The following is an 18,749-nucleotide window of genomic DNA, read 5'->3' as shown; positions in this document are numbered from 1 at the left end:
TGCCGCTCCTCCATAACGGCCCCGGGCCGTTACTCTGTTTAACGGCCGAATCGGCCGGGACTTTAGCCTCTCCATGAAAAAATCGTTGCCTTCGGTCAAGCCACCAGCCCGGCGACCCTGAGTGCGCGCTCGGTGTGCTCGCTGAGGGTCGCCAGGGTCGCCAGCCTCGCGCCCAGTGCTGCCTCGGGCTCGTCGCGGCTGGCCAGTTCCAGCTCATGGGCGGCATCGGCCAGCGCCCGGCAGCCCAGCGAGGCGGAGGCGCTCTTCAGGGAGTGGGCTTCCTGGGCCAGAGTTTCCCGCTCGCCCTCGGCCAGCAGCTCCTGCAGGCGCTCGCAACGGGCAGGCAGGCGCTGCAGGTAGGTCTCCAGCAGCCCCTCCAGGGCGTCCTCCTCCAGGGTCTCGCGTAGCTCCTCGCAGGTGGCCTGGTCCAGCACCTCGCTCTCCAGGGCGCTTTGGTCTTCGGCGTGCGGTGGTGGCGCGTCCTCCTGCTCGGTATCGGAGGAGGCGCCGAGGGTGGCGTGCTGCAGCAGGATGCGGCGCAGGTCGGCGCGGGTGAAGGGCTTGCTGATGATGCCGTCCATGCCCACGGTCAGGCAGCGCTCGCGATCCTCCGGCATGACGTTGGCGGTCATGGCGACGATCGGCAGGCGCGGCCCGCTCTCGCGGCTGCGCCAGCGGCGGGTGGTCTCCAGGCCATCCAGCTGCGGCATCTGCATGTCCATCAGCACCAGGTCGTAGCGCCCGCCGGCCAGAGCCTTCAAAGCCTCGTCGCCATCGGCCGCCACGGTGACCGACTGGCCCAGTCGCTCGAGCATGGTGCGCGCCAGGGTCTGGTTGATCTCGTTGTCCTCCACCACCAGCACGCGGCCATGCAGCAGGCTTGCCTCGTTGCCATGGGCGTCATCCGTCGCCTCGGCCTCCGGCAACGGCAGCTCGAACCAGAAGCGGCTGCCATGGCCGGGCCGGCTGTGTACACCGATCTCTCCGCCCATGGCGTGTACCAGGCGCTGGCAGATGGCGAGCCCGAGGACCGTGCCGGTGTGGCGGCGGGAGATGGAGCTGTCCACCTGGGTGAAGGGTGCGAAGAGGTTGACTTGGGCGGCGGGCTCGATGCCTACCCCGGTGTCCACCACCTCGAAGCGCAGCACATCGGGCTGCTGGGTGGGGGCCACCGAGAGGGTAATCGCCCCCTCGCTGGTGAACTTGAAGGCGTTGTTGAGCAGGTTCATCAGGATCTGGCGCAGGCGGTGCACATCACCGACCACGTGCTGGGGCGTATCCGGTGTGCGCTGGAAGTGGAAGGTGATACGGGTGGTATTGCGCAGGGTGTAGCCCCGGCCGAGCTGGTCCATGAAGGCGTGCAGGTCGAAGGGGCGACGGTCGAGGTCCAGCGAGCCGGCCTCGATCTTCGAGTAGTCGAGCACGTCGTTGATAACCGCCTGCAGGGCGTTAGCGCTCTCCTTGAGGGTATCGACATAGCCCAGGGCGCGGTTGCTCATGGTCTCGTCGGTCAGCAAGTCGGCGATGCCCACCACGCCGTTGAGCGGGGTACGGATCTCGTGGCTCATCACCGCCATGAACTCCGACTTGGCGCGGCTGGCCGCCTCGGCCTGCTTGAGGGCGGCCTTGAGCTCCTTGCCGCGGCTGGCCAGCTGGTCGGCGCGGCGATGGCTCTCGCGGCTCTCGCGGATCAAGGCGACCACCAGCATCAAGCCGGAGGCGAGCACCAGCACCACCAGCACCAGGGTCAGCGCATACAGGCGGGTGAGGGTCTGGCGCTCCTCGGCACGCATCATCGACACGTGGGCATTGGTATCGAGCAAGAGCTGCTCGGTAAGCCGCTGCAGCGTCTCCACCTCGCGGCGCCGCGCCTCACGCCACTCCGGTGTCAGCAGGCTGGGGTCCGCGCGCAGCGCGGTAATGTGCGGATCCAGCGTCTCCACGCGGGCCTGTACGCGATCCAGATCCTCGGCGGGCACCGGGGCGCGGCGGATCGCCTCGGCGATGTTGCCGCGGTCGAACAGCCGGCTGCGGCTGATCAGGATCTCGTGCCGGGTGAGCAGCGGGGCGGGGTCGGCGGCCTCGACCTCACCAAGGGCGATGCGCACCTCACGCACCTCACGGTCGAACTGATAGGCGGCCCAGATCAGGTTCTCGAGCATGCGGTGCTCGAGGGACTGCTGGCGATGGTAGGTGGCGCCACCGGTGAACAGCGCGGAGAGCAGGAACACCACCGCCGCGAAGGCGGCGATACGAAAGCGAAGCGAACGCGGCAGGCGCAGTCTCATGATGAGGACCTCGTGTCCCGGTGGTCGATGCCGGCGGCGTGTCCCGTGCCGCCGGGGCCCCTGATGGCCAGGCTCAGCGTACGTCGATATGGCTCACCTGCCACACGGAGTGATTCAAAACGCGCTCGTTGAGCAGCTCGGGATTGTCGTCGAAGGGGTAGATGATGAACAGCGGTCCGTGATCGCGGATGCGCAGCGGGGCGCCATCGATGGCCATGGCGAAGATCACGTCGTGCTGCTGGAGGTCGCTCACCGGCAGGGTGGCGGCGTAGCCGTTGAGGGCGGTAACGCGCAGGGCTTCGCCTCGGGCACCCACGGCCTCGAGAAGGGTGCGGCCCAGCGGGCCCTCGAAGCGCCGCTTGCCGTCGTGCCAGGGGGTGTCGGTCACGGTGAGGTGCCAGGGCAGCTCGCGCAGCATCTGGCGGTCGAAGTGCACCTCGTCGCCGACATTGGGGTGGCTGACCTCGCCGGTAACGGTCAGCAGGGTAGGCCCTTGGGGCACCGGCAGGTGGGCAGCCAGGCTTGCCGCGGGGGCCACGAGGAGCAGGGCGAGCAGCAGGAGCAGGAAGCGGATTGGAAAGCGCATGGTGACGATGCCATTCGGTGGGTTCAGGAAACGGCCAGAGGCCTATAACCACCTATCGGCAAAGTCGTCCGCGTCTGTAGGGCGACCGTAGTAGAAGCCCTGGGCCTGATCGCAGCCCAGCTCGCACAGCAGCTCGACGTGCTCGCGACGCTCCACCCCTTCGGCCACGGTCTTCATGCCCAGGGCGCGTGCCATGGCGATGATGGTGGAGACGATCGCTCGGTCGTGGCTGCTGTCGAGCATGTCGTGGACGAAGGTCATGTCGATCTTCAGGGTGTCGGCGGCGAAGCGCTTGAGGTAGTTGAGCGACGAGTAGCCGGTGCCGAAGTCGTCGATGGCCAGGCTGAAGCCGACACCCTGGAGCTCGCGGGTGATGCGAATCGCCTGCTGGGGAGCCCGCATCAGCGCCGTCTCGGTGATCTCGAAGCCGAGCTGACGCGGCAGGATGCCGTTGGAAAGCCTCAGCAGCTGGTTGGTCAGCTGGGGGTTGTCGAGCTGCTGTGCCGAGAGGTTGATGGAGAGGCGTCCGGGAAAGTGGCGCTCCTGGGCCTCCCACTGCTTCAGCTGGCGACAGGCACTGCGCACCACCTGATGGCCCAGCTGGTTGATCAGGCCGCGCTCCTCGGCCAGGGGGATGAACTCGCCCGGGCTGACCCAGCCCCACTCCTCATCGTGCCAGCGACACAGCGCCTCGGCGCCGGTCAGGGTGCCGCTGGCAAGATCCACCTGGGGCTGGAAGTGCAGTGTCAGTTGCTGGTTACGCAGCGCCCGGGTCAGGCGGGCCTGGAGGGCCTCCTTGCGCTGCAGGGCACGGGCCATGGCGTCATCGAAGACGCGGCGATGACGGCGCGCCTGCTTGGCATGGTTGAGCGCGATGCCGCTGGCCTGCAGCAGCTGCTGGGCATTGGGGGCGTGGTAGGGGAAGCTGGCGGCACCGATACACACCACCATCTGGAATTGCCGGCTCTCGATGTCGATCGGCTTCTCCATCGCCGCCTGATAGCGGCGCATGGCGCCGGAGAGTTCGCCGTTGGCATGCCGGGGAAGCAGCACGCTGAACTCGTCGCCGCTCAGGCGTGCGACTCGCTCCTCGCCTTCGGCCGCCTGCTGGAGCCGTTCGGCGCAGGCACCCAGCAGGCGGTCGCCGATCTCGTGGCCGTGCAGGTCGTTGATCTCCTTGAAGCGCTGGATGTCCAGGTGCAGCAGGCTCAGTGGCTGATTGGCCTGGCGCGCCTCGTCGCAGGCCTGCTCCAGCAGAGTCATGAAGTGCCGCCGGTTGGGCAGCCCGGTCACGCTGTCCCACAGGATCTGTCTGTCGGCTCGCTGGCGGGCCAGTTCGGCGCCGGCCTGTCCGGCCGCCAGCGTCATCACCTCCTCGGCGAAGTCGGGCAGCTGCAGTGGTCGGGTATGCATCAGCGACATCAGGCCCATCAGCTCCCCGGTGGGGGCCAGCATGGGCTCCCCGTAGTAGCCCTGCACCTGCATCTCGGTCAGCAGGGTGTCGTCGGGAAAGCGCTCGCATACATCACTGGTGTAGAGGCAGGGCGTGCGGTTCAGCACACGCTCGCACGGGGTGCCGGACAGGGGGTAGCAGAGTGGCTCGGCCGGTGCATTGCGCGCCCAGCAGGCCACGGTGCGGGCCTGCTTGCGGGTGCCGTCGACGGTGGCGATGGCGGCGTAGTCGACCGAGAAGAGCGTGGTCAGGCACTCCACCAAGGGGTCGAGGCTGCGGCGGATGCCCACCTCCTGGAAGGCCTGGGCCAGCTGGCGGAGGGCATCCTCTGTGTTCATGTGTCTTGTGTCGTCCATGTTGTTGTTGGGTACGGTCTCGATCGGCATCTCGATAGGGCAAATGTTTAGTCGGCTACAGGGTGCTACAGATGAACGACCACTTCCACACGGCGGTTGCGGGCGCGTCCTTCCGCAGTATCGTTATCGGCAAGCGGACGAGTTTCTGCATAGCCGATGGCGCGCAGGCGCTCCATGGCGATGCCGGCTCGGCGGAGCTGGTGCACGATGGCCAGCGCGCGAGCCGACGATAGCTCCCAGTTGGAGGGGAAGCGCGAGGTCCGAATGGGCTGGCTGTCGGTATGCCCCTCCACCGAGATGGTGCCCTCGTGGCGTTGCAGGATATCGACCAGACGCTCCACCACCTCGGTGCCGGCCTCGGTCAGCTCGTCGGAGGCGCTGAGAAACAGCAGGCGATCCTGGATGCGCAGGTTGAGTCCCTCGGCCACGCGGGTCACCTCGATGCCCTCGAGGCTCGGCAGCCGGCGGATCTCGTCACGCTGGGCCTCGACCATCTGGGTGATTCGCCGTGCCTGTTCGACGGCGGTGGTCGAGAGCCGGTGGCTGTTGGCGGGGGGCGCCTCGGCAAGCACCACCGCGACCTTTGCCTCCGTCAGGCCCTGTGGGGTCAGGTTATCCTGCAGCTGTATCGCGAGTCGGGTCTTCCCCTGCGCCGTCTCTGCCTCTGTGGAGGCGGTGTGTGTCGCCATGATTCGCCGGGCAATCAACGTCTGCAGCTCCGGTGGCTGCCAGCGAGGCCGTGCCAACAGCGCGGGAGGCGCCGTCGGGCGGTGGCGAGTCCGTGTCGCCAGCTGGGTGGCGGCGTCGATTGCCTGGGAAGTGAGCCGTGGCGGCGTGGAGTGCGCAGCTGGCGGAGTGGCGATGGCCCCGGCTGCCGCCACAGCACCGTTCGTAAGGCGTGCTGCCTCTCCCTTCGCCGCTACCGGCGCGAGGGGTTCGTCATTGAAACGAGTGGCTCCCTGGCTGACTAGTAGCAGCGCGAAGAGGGCCACCATTAGCGTCATCATGTCCAGATAGCTCACCATCCAGCCGATGGGGCTCTCGCCGCTCGGGTCGTCGGCGAGGATCTGGGCATGCCGCTGCGGCCCCCGGGCGTGCCGCTCAGGCATGCGGTGACTCCGTGGGAGCATTGGCCTCTCGCTCGGGCCTGGTGGTCAGCGGCCGGCGTGGGGGGCCGTCGGGTGCGTCGCTCAGCTCATCGCGATGGTCGACGATGAAAGCTCGCAACGTCTCCTCGATGAAGGCCGGCAGGCGTCGGCGCGACATCATCGAGATGCCCTCGAGGATCATGTTCATCAGGATCAGGCGCTCCTCGGTGCGTCGCTCCAGCTTCACCGCGATGGGCTTGAGGATCAGGTTGGCCAGCACGATGCCGTAGAAAGTGCTGAGCAGGGCGGTGGCCATGTGCCCACCGATAACGCCGATATCGCTGGTATCCAGAGTGGCCAGCATGTTCACCAGCCCGACCAGGGTGCCCAGCATGCCGAAGGCAGGGGCGTAGAGGGCCAGGGTGCGGAAGATCTGTGCCTCGGCCCGCTCGCGTGCCTTGAGCCGGGCGATGCGCCAGTGGAGCAGGTCGAGGATCTCCTGCTCGGGGGTGTTGGCGATCAGCAGCTCCACCCCGGTGCGCAGGAAGGGGTTGGGAACGGACGCCAGCATGCGTTCCACGCCGCGTACGTCTCCCGAGCACCACAGACGGGCCAGGTGGACGAGGTCCTGGATGTCATGTTCCGCCTGGCTGCGCTCGTGGTGAAAGATCAGCGCGACCAGCCGCGTGACGCGTACCACCTCACGCAGCGGATAGCTGATGAAGCCGGCGGCCAGGGTGCCGACCAGCACGATGACCAGGCCTGGCAGGTTGAGGAAGGTGGCTGCCGGGTCGACGCTCAGGATAAGGACGCCGGCCAGCAGCAGCAGGCTGGCAGCGATACCGATCAGGGTGGATGGATTCATCGCGGGGTGCCGCTCAAGTTGGAGTGTATGGAGCCGATAGAGTATCCGGAGCCTTCCACGCGTCTGCTCGGAGGGCGTTTCGGGTTCACGAAAGGAAGTTGTGCCATGTCCCATCCCCTCTCGAACGTGTCGTCCTCGACATTACCGGTCTCCCTGGCCGAGCTGACGCCGCGTCAGCGTATGGAAGTGGTACTCAAGCAGCTGCCGGCGGCAGGATCGGCACAGGCCGAGGCCGCCAAGCGTGCCCCCGCGGTGGCGGCGGAGTCGCTGGTGGAGCCCCTGCAGCGCATCAACTCGGTGATGCGCCAGTACGGGGTCCAGTTTCATATCGAGAAGCCATCCTCGCCGCCGGTGGTGCGGGTCACCGATCAGGAGACCGGCGAGGTGATTCGCCAAATTCCCGCCGAGGAGACGCTGCGCCTGGCCGAGCGCCTCGAGGAGGTGCGTGGCATCCTCTTCTCCTCCAGCGCCTGAACGCCTACACCTGCATGTTCATGATGTCGCGGTAGGCCGAGACCAGCTTGTTGCGTACCTGAACGCCCATCTCGAAGGCCACGCTGGACTTCTGCATGTCGACCACGACGTCGTTGAGGGCCACGCCCGGTTTGCCGGCCTGGAAGTCCATGGACTGGGTGCGTGCCGTCTGCTGAAGCGCATTGATGCGCTCGATCGATGCCTGGAGCTCGCTGGCGAAGCCGCCCTGGGCCGTTTCGGAGCGGTCCAGGCGCGGAGCGGTGCTCGCCTGGGTGGCCAGGCTCTGCATCTGCTGCAGCGCCGACTGGATACCTTCAGTGCTCACGTTTCCTCTCCCCACGGGGCGCCGGGCGGCATTGGCCGGGCGCGGTTCTCTGGATGTGAGCCAAGGCTAGCAGTCACTCGCAACCGGGTATGCCGGCAAATGCGCCATAAATCGTGGCGTTATTTCCCCTTTGCTCAAGATGGCGCCAGGGATAATGGCAGCCATCAAAGCTTTGCCTGTCGTTCGGGCAGTGATCGAGATTCGAGACGAGGCGTGGATGAGCGAAGGGGCTTCGGCCAGTCAGCCGCAACACAAGGAGGCGTCGAGCGGTCAGTCGACGTGGCAGCGCGTGCAGGCTCAGCTGCGCGGCAGCACCCTGGTGCCGCTGCTGGTGCTCGGTGCCGCAGTGCTGGCGGTGGTGGTGGTCCTGCTGCTGTGGGCACAAAGCCCTGATTACCGTGTCCTCTACAGCAATCTGGAGGAGGCCGACGGCGGCCAGGTGATCAACGAGCTGCAGACCCGTGGCGTGCCCTACCAGATCAGCGAAGGCGGGCGCGCCATCCTGGTGCCGAGTGACCAGGTGCATCAGCTGCGTCTGCAGTTGGCCGAGCAGGGACTGCCGCGTGGCGGAAACCTCGGCTTCGAGCTGATGGACAACCAGGCCTTCGGGATCAGCCAGTTCGCCGAGCAGGTGAACTTCCAGCGCAGCCTGGAAGGGGAGCTCACACGCTCCATCGAGTCGCTGGGGCCGGTGATGCGGGCGCGTGTCCATCTCTCCATGGCGCGTCAGTCGGTGTTCGTGCGCGAACGGGAGGCAGCCAAGGCGTCGGTGGTGGTCCACCTGCAACCGGGCCGGCAGCTGGGTGAAGGGCAAGTGGATGCCATCGTGCACATGGTGGCCAGCAGCGTGCCAGAGCTTGCGGCTGAGAATGTCACGGTGGTCGACGAGGGAGGGCGCCTGCTCTCTCGCCAGGGTGGCGCCGGTGACGACGTGGTGGATGGTTCCCGCCTGAGCTATGTGCGCGAGATTGAGCGGGCCTACCAGGAGCGCATCGAACGCATCCTGGTCCCCATCTACGGGCGGCAAAACGTCAAGGCTCAGGTCACCGCCGAGGTGGACTTCACCCGCCGAGAAGAGACCTCGGAGCGCTATGCGCCCAACCAGGAGCCCGGCTCGGCGAGCGTACGCAGCCTTCAGGACAGCAGAGACCTTGCCGGCGACGAGGCCTGGGTCGGTGGTGTGCCCGGCGCCTTGAGCAACACGCCGCCGGGTGCGGCCGCCTCGCCCATCGAGCTTCCCGGCACGGAGGAGAATGAAGCAGAGCCCGGGGAGGGCGAAGTGCAGGGCGAGACGCAGGAAAAAACAACCGGTCTCACGCGCTTCAACCAGAACCGTATCGTCAACTATGAGGTCGATCGCACCATCGCCCATGTCACCCATCAGTTCGGTGAGGTGGAGCGGCTCTCCGTGGCCGTAGTGGTCAATTACCGCGAAGTGCCGGGAGAAGAAGACGGCGACAGCGAGGTAGTACCGCTGCCGACGGAGGAGCTGGATCAGGTGCAGCGCCTGGTGCGCCAGGCCATGGGGTTCTCGCCGGCACGTGGCGATCAGCTGGAGGTGGTCAACAGCCCCTTCGTGCTGGACGAGAGCGCACAGCCGCTGGCCTGGTGGGAGACGGCCGAGGTCTATCACCTGCTGATGCGACTCGCCCGCTATCTGTTGGTGATCCTGGCGGCGGTACTGCTGTACTGGTTGCTGCTGCGTCCGCTGCTCAAGCGCCATCTGGCGCGCAGCGAGACGGTGCAACGGGGTAGCCGAGTGAACGTGACCGTCGGCGAGGATGACGCCGAGATGGACGATGATGGCGAGTCGTCGCAGGCCGCCCAAGCCGCCGCCAGTGAGGAGGCCCGACGTGAAGAAGAGGCCGCGCGCCGTGCGGCACGCGAGCGGCGCCGGCGGGCCTCCCCCTATGCCGAACAGCTCGAGGAACTGCATCACCTGGTGGCCGACGACCCGCGGCTGGTGGCAATGGTGCTGCGCAGCTGGTTGAAGAAGGATGAGCATGAAGAGCCAGATCACGATCAACCGCAAAGGTGACGGTGCGCGCCGGGCGGCGATGCTCATGCTGTCGCTGCCTGATGATGGGGCGGCAGAGGTCTTCAAGCACCTGTCGCCGGGAGAGATTCAGCGCATCAGCCAGATGATGACCCAGATGGATCACATCGATGCTCTGGAGATGAAGGCCATGCTGGATACCTTCTTCAAGGAGTCCGAGGCGCTGGGGGCCGTCAACCTGAATGCGGATACCGAGCACCTGCGCAACGTGCTCGGCAAGGCGCTGGGCGACGAGCGGGCGTCGAGCCTACTCGAGGACATCATGGATTCCCATGGGCCGAGCTCGGGCCTGGATGCCCTGAACCTGATGGAAGCCTCCGCCGTGGCCGAGCTGATCCGTGACGAGCATCCCCAGATCATCGCCACCATCCTGGTTCATCTGGAGCGTCCCCAGGCGGCGCGCGTGCTGGAGCAGTTCAGTGACGAGCTGCGCGATGACGTGGTGCTGCGGATCGCGACCTTCAGCGGCGTGCAGCCGGCGGCGCTGCAGGAACTGACCGAGGTGCTCAATCGCATGCTGGCCGGCCAGCACCTCAAGCGCAGCAAGATGGGCGGCGTGAAGACCACCGCCGAGATCCTCAACCTGATGAATGCCTCGCTCGAGGAGATGGTGATCGAGTCGGTGCGGGCCCACAGCGACGACCTGGCCCAGGATATTGTCGACGAGATGTTCCTGTTCGAGAACCTGCTCGACATCGACGATCAGGGGATCCAGCTGCTGATGCGCGAGGTGGACAACAACTCCCTGGTAGTGGCGCTCAAGGGTGCTCCCGAGGCGGTGCTGGACAAGTTCACCCGCAACATGTCGCAGCGTGCCGCCGCGCTGCTGCGTGAGGACATCGATGCGCGGGGTCCGATGCGTCTCTCCCAGGTCGAGGCGGAACAGAAGGCAATCGTGCAGATCGCCCGGCGGATGCTGGATGGCGGCGAGATCATGATGAATACCAACGAGGAGACCTATGTCTGAGCGCTCTCACGGCAGCGCCTGGCGACGCTGGGAGATGGAGGCGCTTACGCTGCCTGAGCGTCGCCGTGCTCAGGCTGAGGCCGAGATTCAGGCTCGCGATGCGGCGAGCCAGGCGCAAGCCGATGAGCATCAGCGTCGGGAACGCGAGAAGGCCCTGGCGAAGGAGCAGGAGCAGGCGCGTCAAGAAGGCTATGAGGCCGGCTTCGCCCAGGGCCTGGAGGAGGGGCGTCGAGAGGGCATGGCACAGGGGCGGGCAGAAGCCCGTGATGCTGCTAGCGAGGAGCTGGAGAGAAGGCTCAAGGAGGCATTGTCGCCGGTGGCCGACCTGGCCGACAACTTCAGCCAGGCCCTGGGGCGGCTCGATGAGGAGGTTGCCAACCGCCTGGTGACTTTGGCGCTCACCGTGGGGCGCAAGCTGGCCGGCGAGGCGCTTCAGGCCGCACCGGAGCAGGTGTTGGAGAGCGTCAGAGCCCTGCTGCATGCCGAGCCTGAGCCGGTCGGTCACCCGCGCCTGTGGCTGCATCCCGATGATCAGTCACTGGTGCAGGAGGTGCTGGGCGCCGAGCTTGAGGCCGCCGGTTGGGCACTGCAGCCCGACGATGCAATCTCGAGGGGTGGTTGTCGGGTAACCAGTCGAAGTGGCGAGCTTGACGCCACCCTGGAGACTCGCTGGGAGTCGATCCGGGCGCAAGTCCGCGGGCGCACCAGCACAGCGCATAGCGATAACGGAGAGAGTGATGTCCGCGGCTGAGCACATCGGGCAGTGGCAGCTTGCGCTCGATCGTGTCGGGGCGCGGGTCGAGCAGCTATCCAGCTTTCGTGGGTCCGGCCGTATCGTGCGGGCGACCGGCATGGTGCTGGAGGCCGTGGGGCTGCGGTTGCCGCTGGGTAGCGCCTGTCGTATCGAGCTCAACGAGCCGGGGCAGACGGAGACCGCCGAGGCTGAGGTGGTGGGGTTCTCAGGCGAGCGTGTTTATCTGATGCCGCTGGGGCAGCTGCATGGGCTGGTGCCCGGGGCGCGGGTCTTCCCCCTCGGCGAGGGGCGGGCCAGCGCCCGTCGTTTCCCGGTGGGCGAGGCGCTGCTTGGGCGTGTGGTGGACGGCAACGGCCGCCCCCTGGATGGGCTCGGTGAACTTGACGAGAGCCAGCACTCGCCCCTTACCTCACCGCCGGTCAATCCGTTGCGGCGGGCGCCGATCGCTGCGCCGATCGATGTGGGGATCCGGGCCATCAATGCGTTGCTGAGCGTCGGTCGTGGTCAGCGCATGGGGCTGTTCGCCGGTTCCGGTGTGGGTAAGTCGGTGCTGCTGGGCATGATGGCTCGCTTCACTCGCGCGGATGTGATCGTGGTGGGGTTGATCGGCGAGCGTGGGCGAGAGGTTCAGGACTTCATCGACAATATCCTGGGCGAGGAGGGGCGCCGTCGTGCCGTGGTGGTGGCGGCCCCCGCGGATACCTCGCCGCTGCAGCGCCTGCAGGGTGCCGCCTATGCCACAAGGCTGGCCGAGCACTTCCGCGACGCCGGCCGCAATGTGCTGCTGATCATGGACTCCCTGACTCGTTACGCCATGGCCCAGCGCGAGATCGCCCTGGCCATCGGCGAGCCGCCGGCCACCAAGGGCTATCCGCCGTCGGTCTTCGCCAAGCTGCCGGCGCTTGTGGAGCGGGCCGGCAATGGGGAGCACGGCAGCGGCTCGATCACGGCGTTCTACACCGTGCTGACCGAGGGAGACGACCAACAGGACCCGATCGCCGACTCGGCGCGCGCAATCCTCGATGGGCATGTGGTGCTGTCCCGCTCGCTGGCCGAGTCTGGTCACTATCCCGCCATTGATATCGAGGCCTCGATCAGCCGGGCCATGAATGCGGTGGTGGATGACCGTCAGCAGCAGATGGCGCAACGTTTCAAGCAGCTGTTCGCTCGCTATCAGCGTAACCGGGACCTGATCAGCGTGGGAGCGTACAGCCCGGGTCATGATGCCCTGCTCGATCAGGCCGTTCAGGCATATCCGCGCCTGGAGGCCTTCCTTCAGCAGGGCATGAACGACGTGTCGGACCTTGAAGGGGCCCGTCGTCAGTTGGCAGAGCTGTTCGGGGGGAATGCATGAGCCATACCGCCAAGACGCCGCTGGATACCTTGACCGAGCTTGCCCGTGAGGCACGTGACAAGGCGGCCATCGAGCTGGGACGCGATCAGCGCAGCGAACAGCAGGTGGTGGCACAGGTCGAGGCCCTGGCGCAGTACCGAGACGAATACGCACGACGCCTCCAGGATGCGATGCGCGAGGGTATGACCACCACGCGCCTCTACAACTACCAGCAGTTCATGATGTCGCTGGACGATGCCTGGTGTCGTGCCCAGCAGGTGCTGGACGAACAGCGTGGCCGGGTTCGGGCAAGCCGCGAACAGTGGCAGCAGCAGCAACAGCGGCTGTCGAGCTACGACACTCTGGCGCAACGCAGAGCCAGTGACGTTGCCGCCCAACAAGAGCGTCGCGAACGCCGTCAGCATGACGAGATCGCGATGCAAACCGTGTTGCGTGCCCGCAGGGCACACTTCGAGGGTTAATGCCGTGATCAAGCTTACTCCCCTGGCACAGATGCTCTCTGCTAACCCGGCAAAGGTGGCGGTCCAGCCCGCCCGAGGCGAAGCCTCGGGTAGCTTCGCCGAGGTGTTCCAGCAGCTGCGCTCCCTGGGCGGGGCGACCGGTGAACATGCAGCCGAGCCGTCGTTGCAGGAACTCGCAGGGCGGCTCGCCGCCTTGCCGAACACTTCCGCCGCCGACATGCCGGCGCCCCCGACGGGACATCCGATGCTCGATCCCGGTTCAGTGACTGATTCGCTGGATGAGCCGGCCCTGGAAGCGGACTGGATTCCCGAGTCGCTGATGCCGCTCCCGGTTCCCGAACAGGGGGTGCCGACAGGTGTCACCGAGGATATCCGCCACCTGGCGTCGATGAAGAATCTGGCCGAGCAGAACGCGGGCGCCGAGGCTGCTCAGGCGGGGCTGCAGGTGGCCGTGGCTGCTGGGTTGGCTGGCGAGCCCGGTGTCGCGGCAACCAAGGCGCTGCATGACACTCAGAAGGCCTCGGTTGCTGGCGGTTTACCGGAGAGCTTACGTACACCCGGTTCCGATGCGGCCCCGCTGCTGAGCCAGCTGCTCGAGCATCGTCGCATGGCGGAAGGGATGTCGGTCCCGAGGGGTGGGCGTGTCAATGCCGTACCGGCACCGGTGGCGTCGCTCGCCAGCGGCGTATCGCCCGAGGCATCGCCGCTGCGTTCATTTGAAGCGATTGTCTCGGCACAACCTGCGGCTGGAATCGGAGGAGAAGGGGCAGCGCTGCCGGCCGCAGCTTCCATGGTGGGGCAGGCCAGCATGTCTCCCGCATCGTCTTCCGTCGCGGCGGCCACACAGCCGACCGGTGGCTGGCTGTCCGCCACGGTCGCGACGCCTGAGTGGGAGCAACAGCTGGGCCAGCAGATGGTTCAGATGACGCGACATGGCCAGCACAGCATGGAACTCGCCCTGCACCCGGCCGAGCTTGGCCCGCTCACCGTCAGCCTGAAGGTGGCGGAGCAGGGGGCTCAGGCACACTTCCTGGCGGCCAATGCCCAGGTGCGCCAGGCCCTTGAGATGGCGCTGCCCCAACTTCGGGAAGCCCTGGCCGAGCAGGGCATCCAGCTCGGTGAGACGAGTGTCGGGGAGCAGGGACAGTCGTTTGCCGAGCAGCAGGAGCGACACTCCGGCCGGGCCGGTATGGCTACTGCGGCGTCGATGGGTGGGGCCACTGATTCGGGGGCGGAGCCACTCGCTGCGAACACCACAGCGGTTCGTCTCGACGGCAAGGTTGACCTCTACGCCTAGTTGGTAGAAGCGTTTTTTGACCTGGTGGTTCGTCATGGGGCGCCCTGTGTCGGACCCCTGGCCTAAGCAAGGGGGCCGGTCCGGGACAAAGGAGCAAGAAAGCCCCATTACCCGGCGCTGTTCCCGCCTTGCTGCCAGGGCAGCGCACCACATACTGGCAGCCACCTGATCTTCACAGTTGAGTCGAGTCGACGAGCGAATGGCAAAGAACAAGGGAAGCTCCCGCAAGGGGCTGATGCTGGTGGTCCTGCTGTTGGTGCTGGCGTTGGGTGCCGGTGGCGCCAACCTCTATGTGCTGTGGAGCCAGTCGGGCAAGACCCAGGCCTCCGAGCTGGAGGACATGCCGGCAGCCGAGCCGGTTCCGGAACCACCGCATTATGTGGCCCTGGAGCCCTTCACCGTGAACCTGCAGAGCTCACAGTACGATGATCGGCTCCTGTATGTCGTGATCACTCTGGGTGTCGCAGACGAGCAGAGCAAGCAGCAGATCGAGGACTATCGGCCGCACCTGCGCAGTCGCCTGTTGATGCTTCTGGGTGAGCAGGAGGACGAGGCGCTGCTGGCCAGCGGGGGGCGCCAGGCGCTGGCGGAGAAGGTCCTGGCGCTGTTCGACGAACCGTTCGCGGAGCGCCTGACTGCTCCACAGGTGAAGGAAGTCCTTTTCACCGAGTTTGTCATCCAGTGATGGTGCAGCCAGTAGGGTAATCATGGCCGAAGACGATCTGCTGTCACAGGAAGAAATCGATGCTCTGCTGCGCGATGTAGTGGAGCAGCGCGTCAGTTCGCCGGTACCGCCGCGTCGGCCGCGGAGTCGCATTCGTCCCTATGACCCGGCGACGCAGCACCGGGTCATCCGCGAGCGCCTCCATGCGCTGGACATCATCAACGAGCGGTTTGCGCGCAACTTCCGCATGAGTCTGTTCAACCTGATTCGGCGGACCGCCGATATCGGGGTGGTGGATTCGGCGCGCTACCTGAGCTATGGCGAGTTTTCCAGCCAGGTTCAGGTGCCCACCAATATCAACCTGATCTCCATGCAGCCGCTGCGGGGTACCGGGCTGATCATGTTCCCACCTGAGCTGGTGTACATGGTGGTCGAGAACATGTTCGGCGGGGATGGTCGCTTCCTGTCACGGACCGATGGGCGCGAGTTCACCACGACCGAGCAGCGCATCATCCAGCGGCTGCTGAAGCTGGCGATGGAGGCCTATCGCGAAGCCTGGCAAGCCGTGTACCCCATCGAGGTGGGATACCTGCGCTCGGAGGTGCAGGTCAAGTTTGCCAGCATCACCACCTCGCCCACCGAGGTGGTGGTGGCCAATACCTTCCATATGGAGGTGGGGAACCTGTCGAGCAACTTCCAGATCGTGATGCCCTACTCGATGCTGGAGCCACTGCATGACCTGCTGACCAATCCCATGGCCGACTCGCGGGGCGAAAGTGACAAGAGCTGGTCGCAGCGGCTGGCGAGAGAACTGCATCGTCCCGAGGTCGAGCTGGTAGCGGACTTCGCCTCGTTGCCGCTGCGCCTGGACGAGGTGCTGTCACTCAAGGTCGGTGACGTTCTGCCGCTGGAGCTGCCCGACACCGTGATGGCGCGTGTGGATGGGGTGCCGGTGATGGAGTGCGACTACGGCAGTCTCGATGAACAACGTGCGCTCAGGGTCCTGCGGCTGCTGGATCATGATGCCGATGGCAAGAGCGAGGAATCTTCATGACAGATCGACGCGATGCTGAGCAGTCAGCGGATGAGCAGGAATCCCAACCGTTGCCCGATGACGACCAGGCCACCGATGCTCCGGCGCCTGATCCCTGGGAAGACGCGGTAGCCGAGGAGGACGTGGTCAGCGCTCGCAGCGCCGGTGGGCAGGTGTTCCGCCCCCTGCAGCGTGATACCGGCAAGGGGGCCGTTCGTGATCTGGACATGATCATGGATATCCCGGTCAGGCTGACGGTGGAGCTGGGCCGTACCCGGATCACCATCAAGCAGCTGCTGGAACTGGCACAGGGCTCCGTGATCGAGCTCGATGGCCTGGCTGGCGAGCCGATGGATATCCTGATCAACGACTACCTGATCGCTCAGGGCGAGGTCGTGGTGGTGGATGACCGATACGGGATTCGTATCACCGAGATCATCACGCCCTCGGAACGTGTACAGAAGCTGAACCGGTGACGGCCATGGCGTCTGTGGAGGAGCCTGCATCCAACGCCGCCTTTACCGGCGGCGATGCGCTGATGGGCATGGCGGCGCTGGGCAAGGTTGCCATGGCGTTGGCGGTGGTGGTGGCCATCATCTTTCTTTGTCGCCTGGTGCTAGTGCGACTGGGTGCCAGCCGACATGGGCAGGGGGCGGTCAAGGTGGTGGCGGCGACCTCGGTGGGAAGTCGCGAACGCGTGGTGGTGGTGGAAGTGCAGGATCGCTGGTTGGTGCTGGGGGTCGGCAACGGCCGGGTGTCGCATCTCGAGTCGCTTCCTTCGCCGCCTCCCGCCGATGACTCGGGCGTCTCTGCGCCCGAGCCGTCGGGGTTTGCCAAGCGCCTGGCGAGTGCCTTGGGCCGACAGGCGTCCGGGAGTCGACGATGAGGGTCTCCCGTCGACTGCTTCTGGGGCTCTTTCTTGCTGTGCTGATGGTATCGCCGGCGCTGGCCCAGGAGATTCCCGGGTTGGTTTCGCGGCCGCTGGAGGGCGGTGGCCAGCAGTGGTCGCTCTCCTTGCAGACGCTGCTCTTCCTGACCTCCTTGACCTTCCTGCCGGCGGTCGTGCTGATGATGACCAGCTTCACTCGTATCATCATCGTGCTGAGCCTGCTGAGGACGGCCATCGGGACCCAATCGACCCCACCGAATCAGGTGCTCCTGGGATTGGCGCTGTTCCTGACCTTCTTCATCATGGCGCCGGTCCTGGGGCAGGTCTACGAAATGGCCTGGCTACCCTTGAGTGCCGACGAGATCGATTTCAGCGAGTTTCTGCCGATCGCCAGCCAGCCGTTCCGTGAGTTCATGCTGGCCCAGACGCGTGAACCGGATCTTGCCATGTTTGCCGGTCTGGCTGATGTGGGGCCTTTTCAGGGGCCCGAGGACGTACCCTTCCGAGTGCTGTTGCCGGCGTTCGTTACCAGTGAGCTCAAGACGGCGTTCCAGATCGGCTTCATGCTCTTCATCCCGTTCCTGATCATCGACCTGGTCGTGGCGAGCGTCCTGATGGCCTTGGGCATGATGATGGTGCCTCCGGCGACGATTTCCCTGCCGTTCAAGCTGATGCTGTTCGTGCTGGTCGATGGCTGGCAGCTGATCATCGGCTCGATGGCCGAGAGTTTCTATGTATAGCGGGAGGTGGCCATGACGCCGGAAATGGTAATGGGCTTGGCGTATCAGGGAATGCAGGTCTCCCTGTGGCTGGCGGGTCCCCTGCTGCTGGTCGCCCTGGGCTCGGGGTTGCTGGTCAGCCTGTTTCAGGCGGCCACCCAGATCAACGAGATGACACTCTCCTTCATCCCCAAGATCCTGGCCGTCTTCGCCGTGCTGGTCCTGACGGGGCCCTGGCTCCTGAAGCGCATCCTGGACTTTACCCGAGAGATATTCACCGGATTCCCGGCGATGATCATGTGAGCGCGCCATGGTGGAGGTAAGCTTCGCCCAGCTGCACGGCTGGCTGGCGGCCTTGCTGTGGCCGATGGTGCGGGTCACCGGTCTGCTGCTGGCCGGTCCGCTATGGGGCCACTCCAGTGTGCCGAATCAGGTGAAGGTGCTGTTTGCCCTCCTGCTGGCCGTGGTCATCGTGCCCACCCTTCCCCCCATGCCAGAGGTGCCTATCGTCTCCTGGGCCGGCCTGGGGATCATGGTCGAGCAGCTGATGATCGGTGTGGCCATGGGGCTGGTGGTACGCGTTACCCTGGTGGTTGTTCAGGCGGCGGGGGAGTTCATCGGGCTCTCCATGGGGCTGGCGTTCGCCACCTTCTTCTCGCCGGATACCGGCACTCAAACCATGGTGCTGTCCCGCTTCCTGTACATGCTGACGCTGCTCATGTTCCTGGCGTTCAATGGCCACCTGATGGTGCTCGAGGTCCTGGCCATGAGTTTTCAGGTGCTGCCGGTCGGCACCTATGGGTTGAACCCCGACGGTTTCGAGCTTCTGGTGCGTTACGGCGGGACGATCTTTGTCGCCGGCATGCTGCTCGCGTTGCCGGTTGTAGGTGCCCTGCTGATCATCAGCCTTTCGCTGGGAGTGCTGAATCGCTCCGCCCCTCAGCTTACCGTCTTCAATATCGGCTTCCCGACGTCACTGACGGTGGGGCTGCTGCTGTTGACCGTGCTGATGACCGATCTGGGTGCCTTCCTGCAGCGGATCTTCAGCCAGGGTATCGCCACCCTGGAGCAGCTGCTGATGGCTCTGGCCGGCTGAGCCATGCAACGTATGATCGCGATG

At 65.8% G+C, this 18,749-nt stretch carries 20 protein-coding genes; 14 read left to right on the top strand and 6 right to left on the bottom strand.

The genetic code is table 11. The features are described 5' to 3' along the window. Positions 1-95: 95 nt before the first annotated feature. The 5 genes from E0702_RS11080 to E0702_RS11060 form a co-directional block, all read right to left on the bottom strand. Positions 96-2,288 (bottom strand): response regulator, encoded by a 2,193-nt coding sequence (locus tag E0702_RS11080; RefSeq protein ID WP_132043811.1) that lies wholly within the window; start codon positions 2,286-2,288, stop codon positions 96-98. Between the two features lie 73 nt (positions 2,289-2,361). Next, entirely contained in the window at positions 2,362-2,874 is a 513-nt protein-coding gene (locus E0702_RS11075) for a molybdopterin-dependent oxidoreductase (RefSeq protein ID WP_240721720.1), read from the bottom strand. Positions 2,875-2,916: 42 nt separating this feature from the next. Next, positions 2,917-4,665, bottom strand: coding sequence for a sensor domain-containing phosphodiesterase (locus E0702_RS11070; protein WP_165927522.1), 1,749 nt, complete (start codon positions 4,663-4,665; stop codon positions 2,917-2,919). An 83-nt stretch (positions 4,666-4,748) separates the two neighbouring features. Further along, positions 4,749-5,792: an OmpA family protein gene (locus tag E0702_RS11065; RefSeq protein WP_165927521.1), complete on the bottom strand. Its 1,044-nt coding sequence runs from the start codon at positions 5,790-5,792 to the stop codon at positions 4,749-4,751. Next, entirely contained in the window at positions 5,785-6,636 is an 852-nt protein-coding gene (locus E0702_RS11060) for a motility protein A (RefSeq protein ID WP_132043805.1), read from the bottom strand. Before E0702_RS11060 ends, E0702_RS11065 begins: the two co-directional genes overlap by 8 nt. 105 nt (positions 6,637-6,741) lie before the next feature. Here E0702_RS11060 and E0702_RS11055 point away from each other — a divergent pair, with 105 nt between their 5' ends. Beyond that, positions 6,742-7,110: a flagellar protein FlaG gene (locus E0702_RS11055; protein WP_132043803.1), complete on the top strand. Its 369-nt coding sequence runs from the start codon at positions 6,742-6,744 to the stop codon at positions 7,108-7,110. A gap of 4 nt (positions 7,111-7,114) precedes the next feature. Here E0702_RS11055 and fliE read toward each other — a convergent pair whose 3' ends face one another. Beyond that, complete coding sequence (gene fliE, locus E0702_RS11050; protein ID WP_132043801.1) at positions 7,115-7,435, bottom strand: flagellar hook-basal body complex protein FliE; 321 nt, start codon at positions 7,433-7,435, stop codon at positions 7,115-7,117. 217 nt (positions 7,436-7,652) lie between these two features. Between fliE and fliF the strand changes: the two genes are divergently transcribed. The 13 genes from fliF to fliR all read left to right on the top strand — a co-directional run bounded on the left by fliF (position 7,653) and on the right by fliR (position 18,725). Next, the gene (gene fliF, locus E0702_RS11045; protein ID WP_132043799.1) at positions 7,653-9,473 is read left to right on the top strand and encodes a flagellar basal-body MS-ring/collar protein FliF; all 1,821 of its coding nucleotides are present in this window, start codon (positions 7,653-7,655) and stop codon (positions 9,471-9,473) included. Beyond that, complete coding sequence (gene fliG, locus E0702_RS11040) at positions 9,439-10,458, top strand: flagellar motor switch protein FliG (protein WP_132043797.1); 1,020 nt, start codon at positions 9,439-9,441, stop codon at positions 10,456-10,458. The genes fliF and fliG overlap by 35 nt, the downstream gene beginning before the upstream one ends. Next, on the top strand, positions 10,451-11,209 hold the full coding sequence (locus E0702_RS11035; protein ID WP_132043795.1) for a flagellar assembly protein FliH: 759 nt from the start codon (positions 10,451-10,453) through the stop codon (positions 11,207-11,209). The genes fliG and E0702_RS11035 overlap by 8 nt, the downstream gene beginning before the upstream one ends. Beyond that, positions 11,196-12,566 (top strand): flagellar protein export ATPase FliI, encoded by a 1,371-nt coding sequence (gene fliI, locus E0702_RS11030; RefSeq protein WP_132043793.1) that lies wholly within the window; start codon positions 11,196-11,198, stop codon positions 12,564-12,566. The genes E0702_RS11035 and fliI overlap by 14 nt, the downstream gene beginning before the upstream one ends. After that, positions 12,563-13,027 (top strand): flagellar export protein FliJ, encoded by a 465-nt coding sequence (gene fliJ, locus E0702_RS11025; RefSeq protein ID WP_132043791.1) that lies wholly within the window; start codon positions 12,563-12,565, stop codon positions 13,025-13,027. Before fliI ends, fliJ begins: the two co-directional genes overlap by 4 nt. A 4-nt stretch (positions 13,028-13,031) precedes the next feature. Next, positions 13,032-14,324, top strand: a complete 1,293-nt coding sequence (locus tag E0702_RS11020) for a flagellar hook-length control protein FliK (protein ID WP_205741922.1) — start codon at positions 13,032-13,034, stop codon at positions 14,322-14,324. Between the two features lie 199 nt (positions 14,325-14,523). Further along, positions 14,524-15,009, top strand: coding sequence for a flagellar basal body-associated protein FliL (gene fliL, locus E0702_RS11015; RefSeq protein WP_132043787.1), 486 nt, complete (start codon positions 14,524-14,526; stop codon positions 15,007-15,009). Positions 15,010-15,031: 22 nt separating this feature from the next. Continuing rightward, complete coding sequence (gene fliM / locus E0702_RS11010; RefSeq protein WP_132043785.1) at positions 15,032-16,042, top strand: flagellar motor switch protein FliM; 1,011 nt, start codon at positions 15,032-15,034, stop codon at positions 16,040-16,042. Beyond that, positions 16,039-16,497 carry a flagellar motor switch protein FliN gene (gene fliN, locus E0702_RS11005; RefSeq protein ID WP_132043783.1) on the top strand — a complete coding sequence of 153 codons (459 nt, stop codon included), beginning with the start codon at positions 16,039-16,041 and terminating at the stop codon, positions 16,495-16,497. Before fliM ends, fliN begins: the two co-directional genes overlap by 4 nt. Positions 16,498-16,502: 5 nt before the next feature. Further along, positions 16,503-16,907 carry a flagellar biosynthetic protein FliO gene (gene fliO, locus E0702_RS11000; RefSeq protein ID WP_132043781.1) on the top strand — a complete coding sequence of 135 codons (405 nt, stop codon included), beginning with the start codon at positions 16,503-16,505 and terminating at the stop codon, positions 16,905-16,907. Further along, complete coding sequence (fliP, locus tag E0702_RS10995; RefSeq protein WP_165927520.1) at positions 16,904-17,650, top strand: flagellar type III secretion system pore protein FliP; 747 nt, start codon at positions 16,904-16,906, stop codon at positions 17,648-17,650. The genes fliO and fliP overlap by 4 nt, the downstream gene beginning before the upstream one ends. Positions 17,651-17,662: 12 nt before the next feature. Next, the gene (gene fliQ / locus E0702_RS10990; protein ID WP_132043779.1) at positions 17,663-17,932 is read left to right on the top strand and encodes a flagellar biosynthesis protein FliQ; all 270 of its coding nucleotides are present in this window, start codon (positions 17,663-17,665) and stop codon (positions 17,930-17,932) included. A gap of 7 nt (positions 17,933-17,939) precedes the next feature. Next, the gene (gene fliR, locus E0702_RS10985; RefSeq protein ID WP_132043777.1) at positions 17,940-18,725 is read left to right on the top strand and encodes a flagellar biosynthetic protein FliR; all 786 of its coding nucleotides are present in this window, start codon (positions 17,940-17,942) and stop codon (positions 18,723-18,725) included. Positions 18,726-18,749 lie beyond the last annotated feature (24 nt).

It is taken from the genome of Halomonas marinisediminis, from assembly GCF_004347715.1.
Lineage (GTDB): Bacteria > Pseudomonadota > Gammaproteobacteria > Pseudomonadales > Halomonadaceae > Halomonas > Halomonas icarae.
The sequence above is the reverse complement of the archived record's forward strand: the minus strand, read 5'-3'. Positions and strand labels throughout refer to the sequence as shown.

Bases quoted from the DNA above. Each gene is read 5' to 3' on its own strand.
- E0702_RS11080 (WP_132043811.1), bottom strand. From the start codon at position 2,288: ATGAGACTGCGCCTGCCGCGTTCGCTTCGCTTTCGTATCGCCGCCTTC.
- E0702_RS11075 (WP_240721720.1), bottom strand. From the start codon at position 2,874: ATGCGCTTTCCAATCCGCTTCCTGCTCCTGCTGCTCGCCCTGCTCCTC.
- E0702_RS11070 (WP_165927522.1), bottom strand. From the start codon at position 4,665: ATGAACACAGAGGATGCCCTCCGCCAGCTGGCCCAGGCCTTCCAGGAG.
- E0702_RS11065 (WP_165927521.1), bottom strand. From the start codon at position 5,792: ATGCCTGAGCGGCACGCCCGGGGGCCGCAGCGGCATGCCCAGATCCTC.
- E0702_RS11060 (WP_132043805.1), bottom strand. From the start codon at position 6,636: ATGAATCCATCCACCCTGATCGGTATCGCTGCCAGCCTGCTGCTGCTG.
- E0702_RS11055 (WP_132043803.1), top strand. From the start codon at position 6,742: ATGTCCCATCCCCTCTCGAACGTGTCGTCCTCGACATTACCGGTCTCC.
- fliF (WP_132043799.1), top strand. From the start codon at position 7,653: ATGAGCGAAGGGGCTTCGGCCAGTCAGCCGCAACACAAGGAGGCGTCG.
- fliG (WP_132043797.1), top strand. From the start codon at position 9,439: ATGAAGAGCCAGATCACGATCAACCGCAAAGGTGACGGTGCGCGCCGG.
- E0702_RS11035 (WP_132043795.1), top strand. From the start codon at position 10,451: ATGTCTGAGCGCTCTCACGGCAGCGCCTGGCGACGCTGGGAGATGGAG.
- fliI (WP_132043793.1), top strand. From the start codon at position 11,196: ATGTCCGCGGCTGAGCACATCGGGCAGTGGCAGCTTGCGCTCGATCGT.
- fliJ (WP_132043791.1), top strand. From the start codon at position 12,563: ATGAGCCATACCGCCAAGACGCCGCTGGATACCTTGACCGAGCTTGCC.
- fliL (WP_132043787.1), top strand. From the start codon at position 14,524: ATGGCAAAGAACAAGGGAAGCTCCCGCAAGGGGCTGATGCTGGTGGTC.
- fliM (WP_132043785.1), top strand. From the start codon at position 15,032: ATGGCCGAAGACGATCTGCTGTCACAGGAAGAAATCGATGCTCTGCTG.
- fliN (WP_132043783.1), top strand. From the start codon at position 16,039: ATGACAGATCGACGCGATGCTGAGCAGTCAGCGGATGAGCAGGAATCC.
- fliO (WP_132043781.1), top strand. From the start codon at position 16,503: ATGGCGTCTGTGGAGGAGCCTGCATCCAACGCCGCCTTTACCGGCGGC.
- fliP (WP_165927520.1), top strand. From the start codon at position 16,904: ATGAGGGTCTCCCGTCGACTGCTTCTGGGGCTCTTTCTTGCTGTGCTG.
- fliQ (WP_132043779.1), top strand. From the start codon at position 17,663: ATGACGCCGGAAATGGTAATGGGCTTGGCGTATCAGGGAATGCAGGTC.
- fliR (WP_132043777.1), top strand. From the start codon at position 17,940: ATGGTGGAGGTAAGCTTCGCCCAGCTGCACGGCTGGCTGGCGGCCTTG.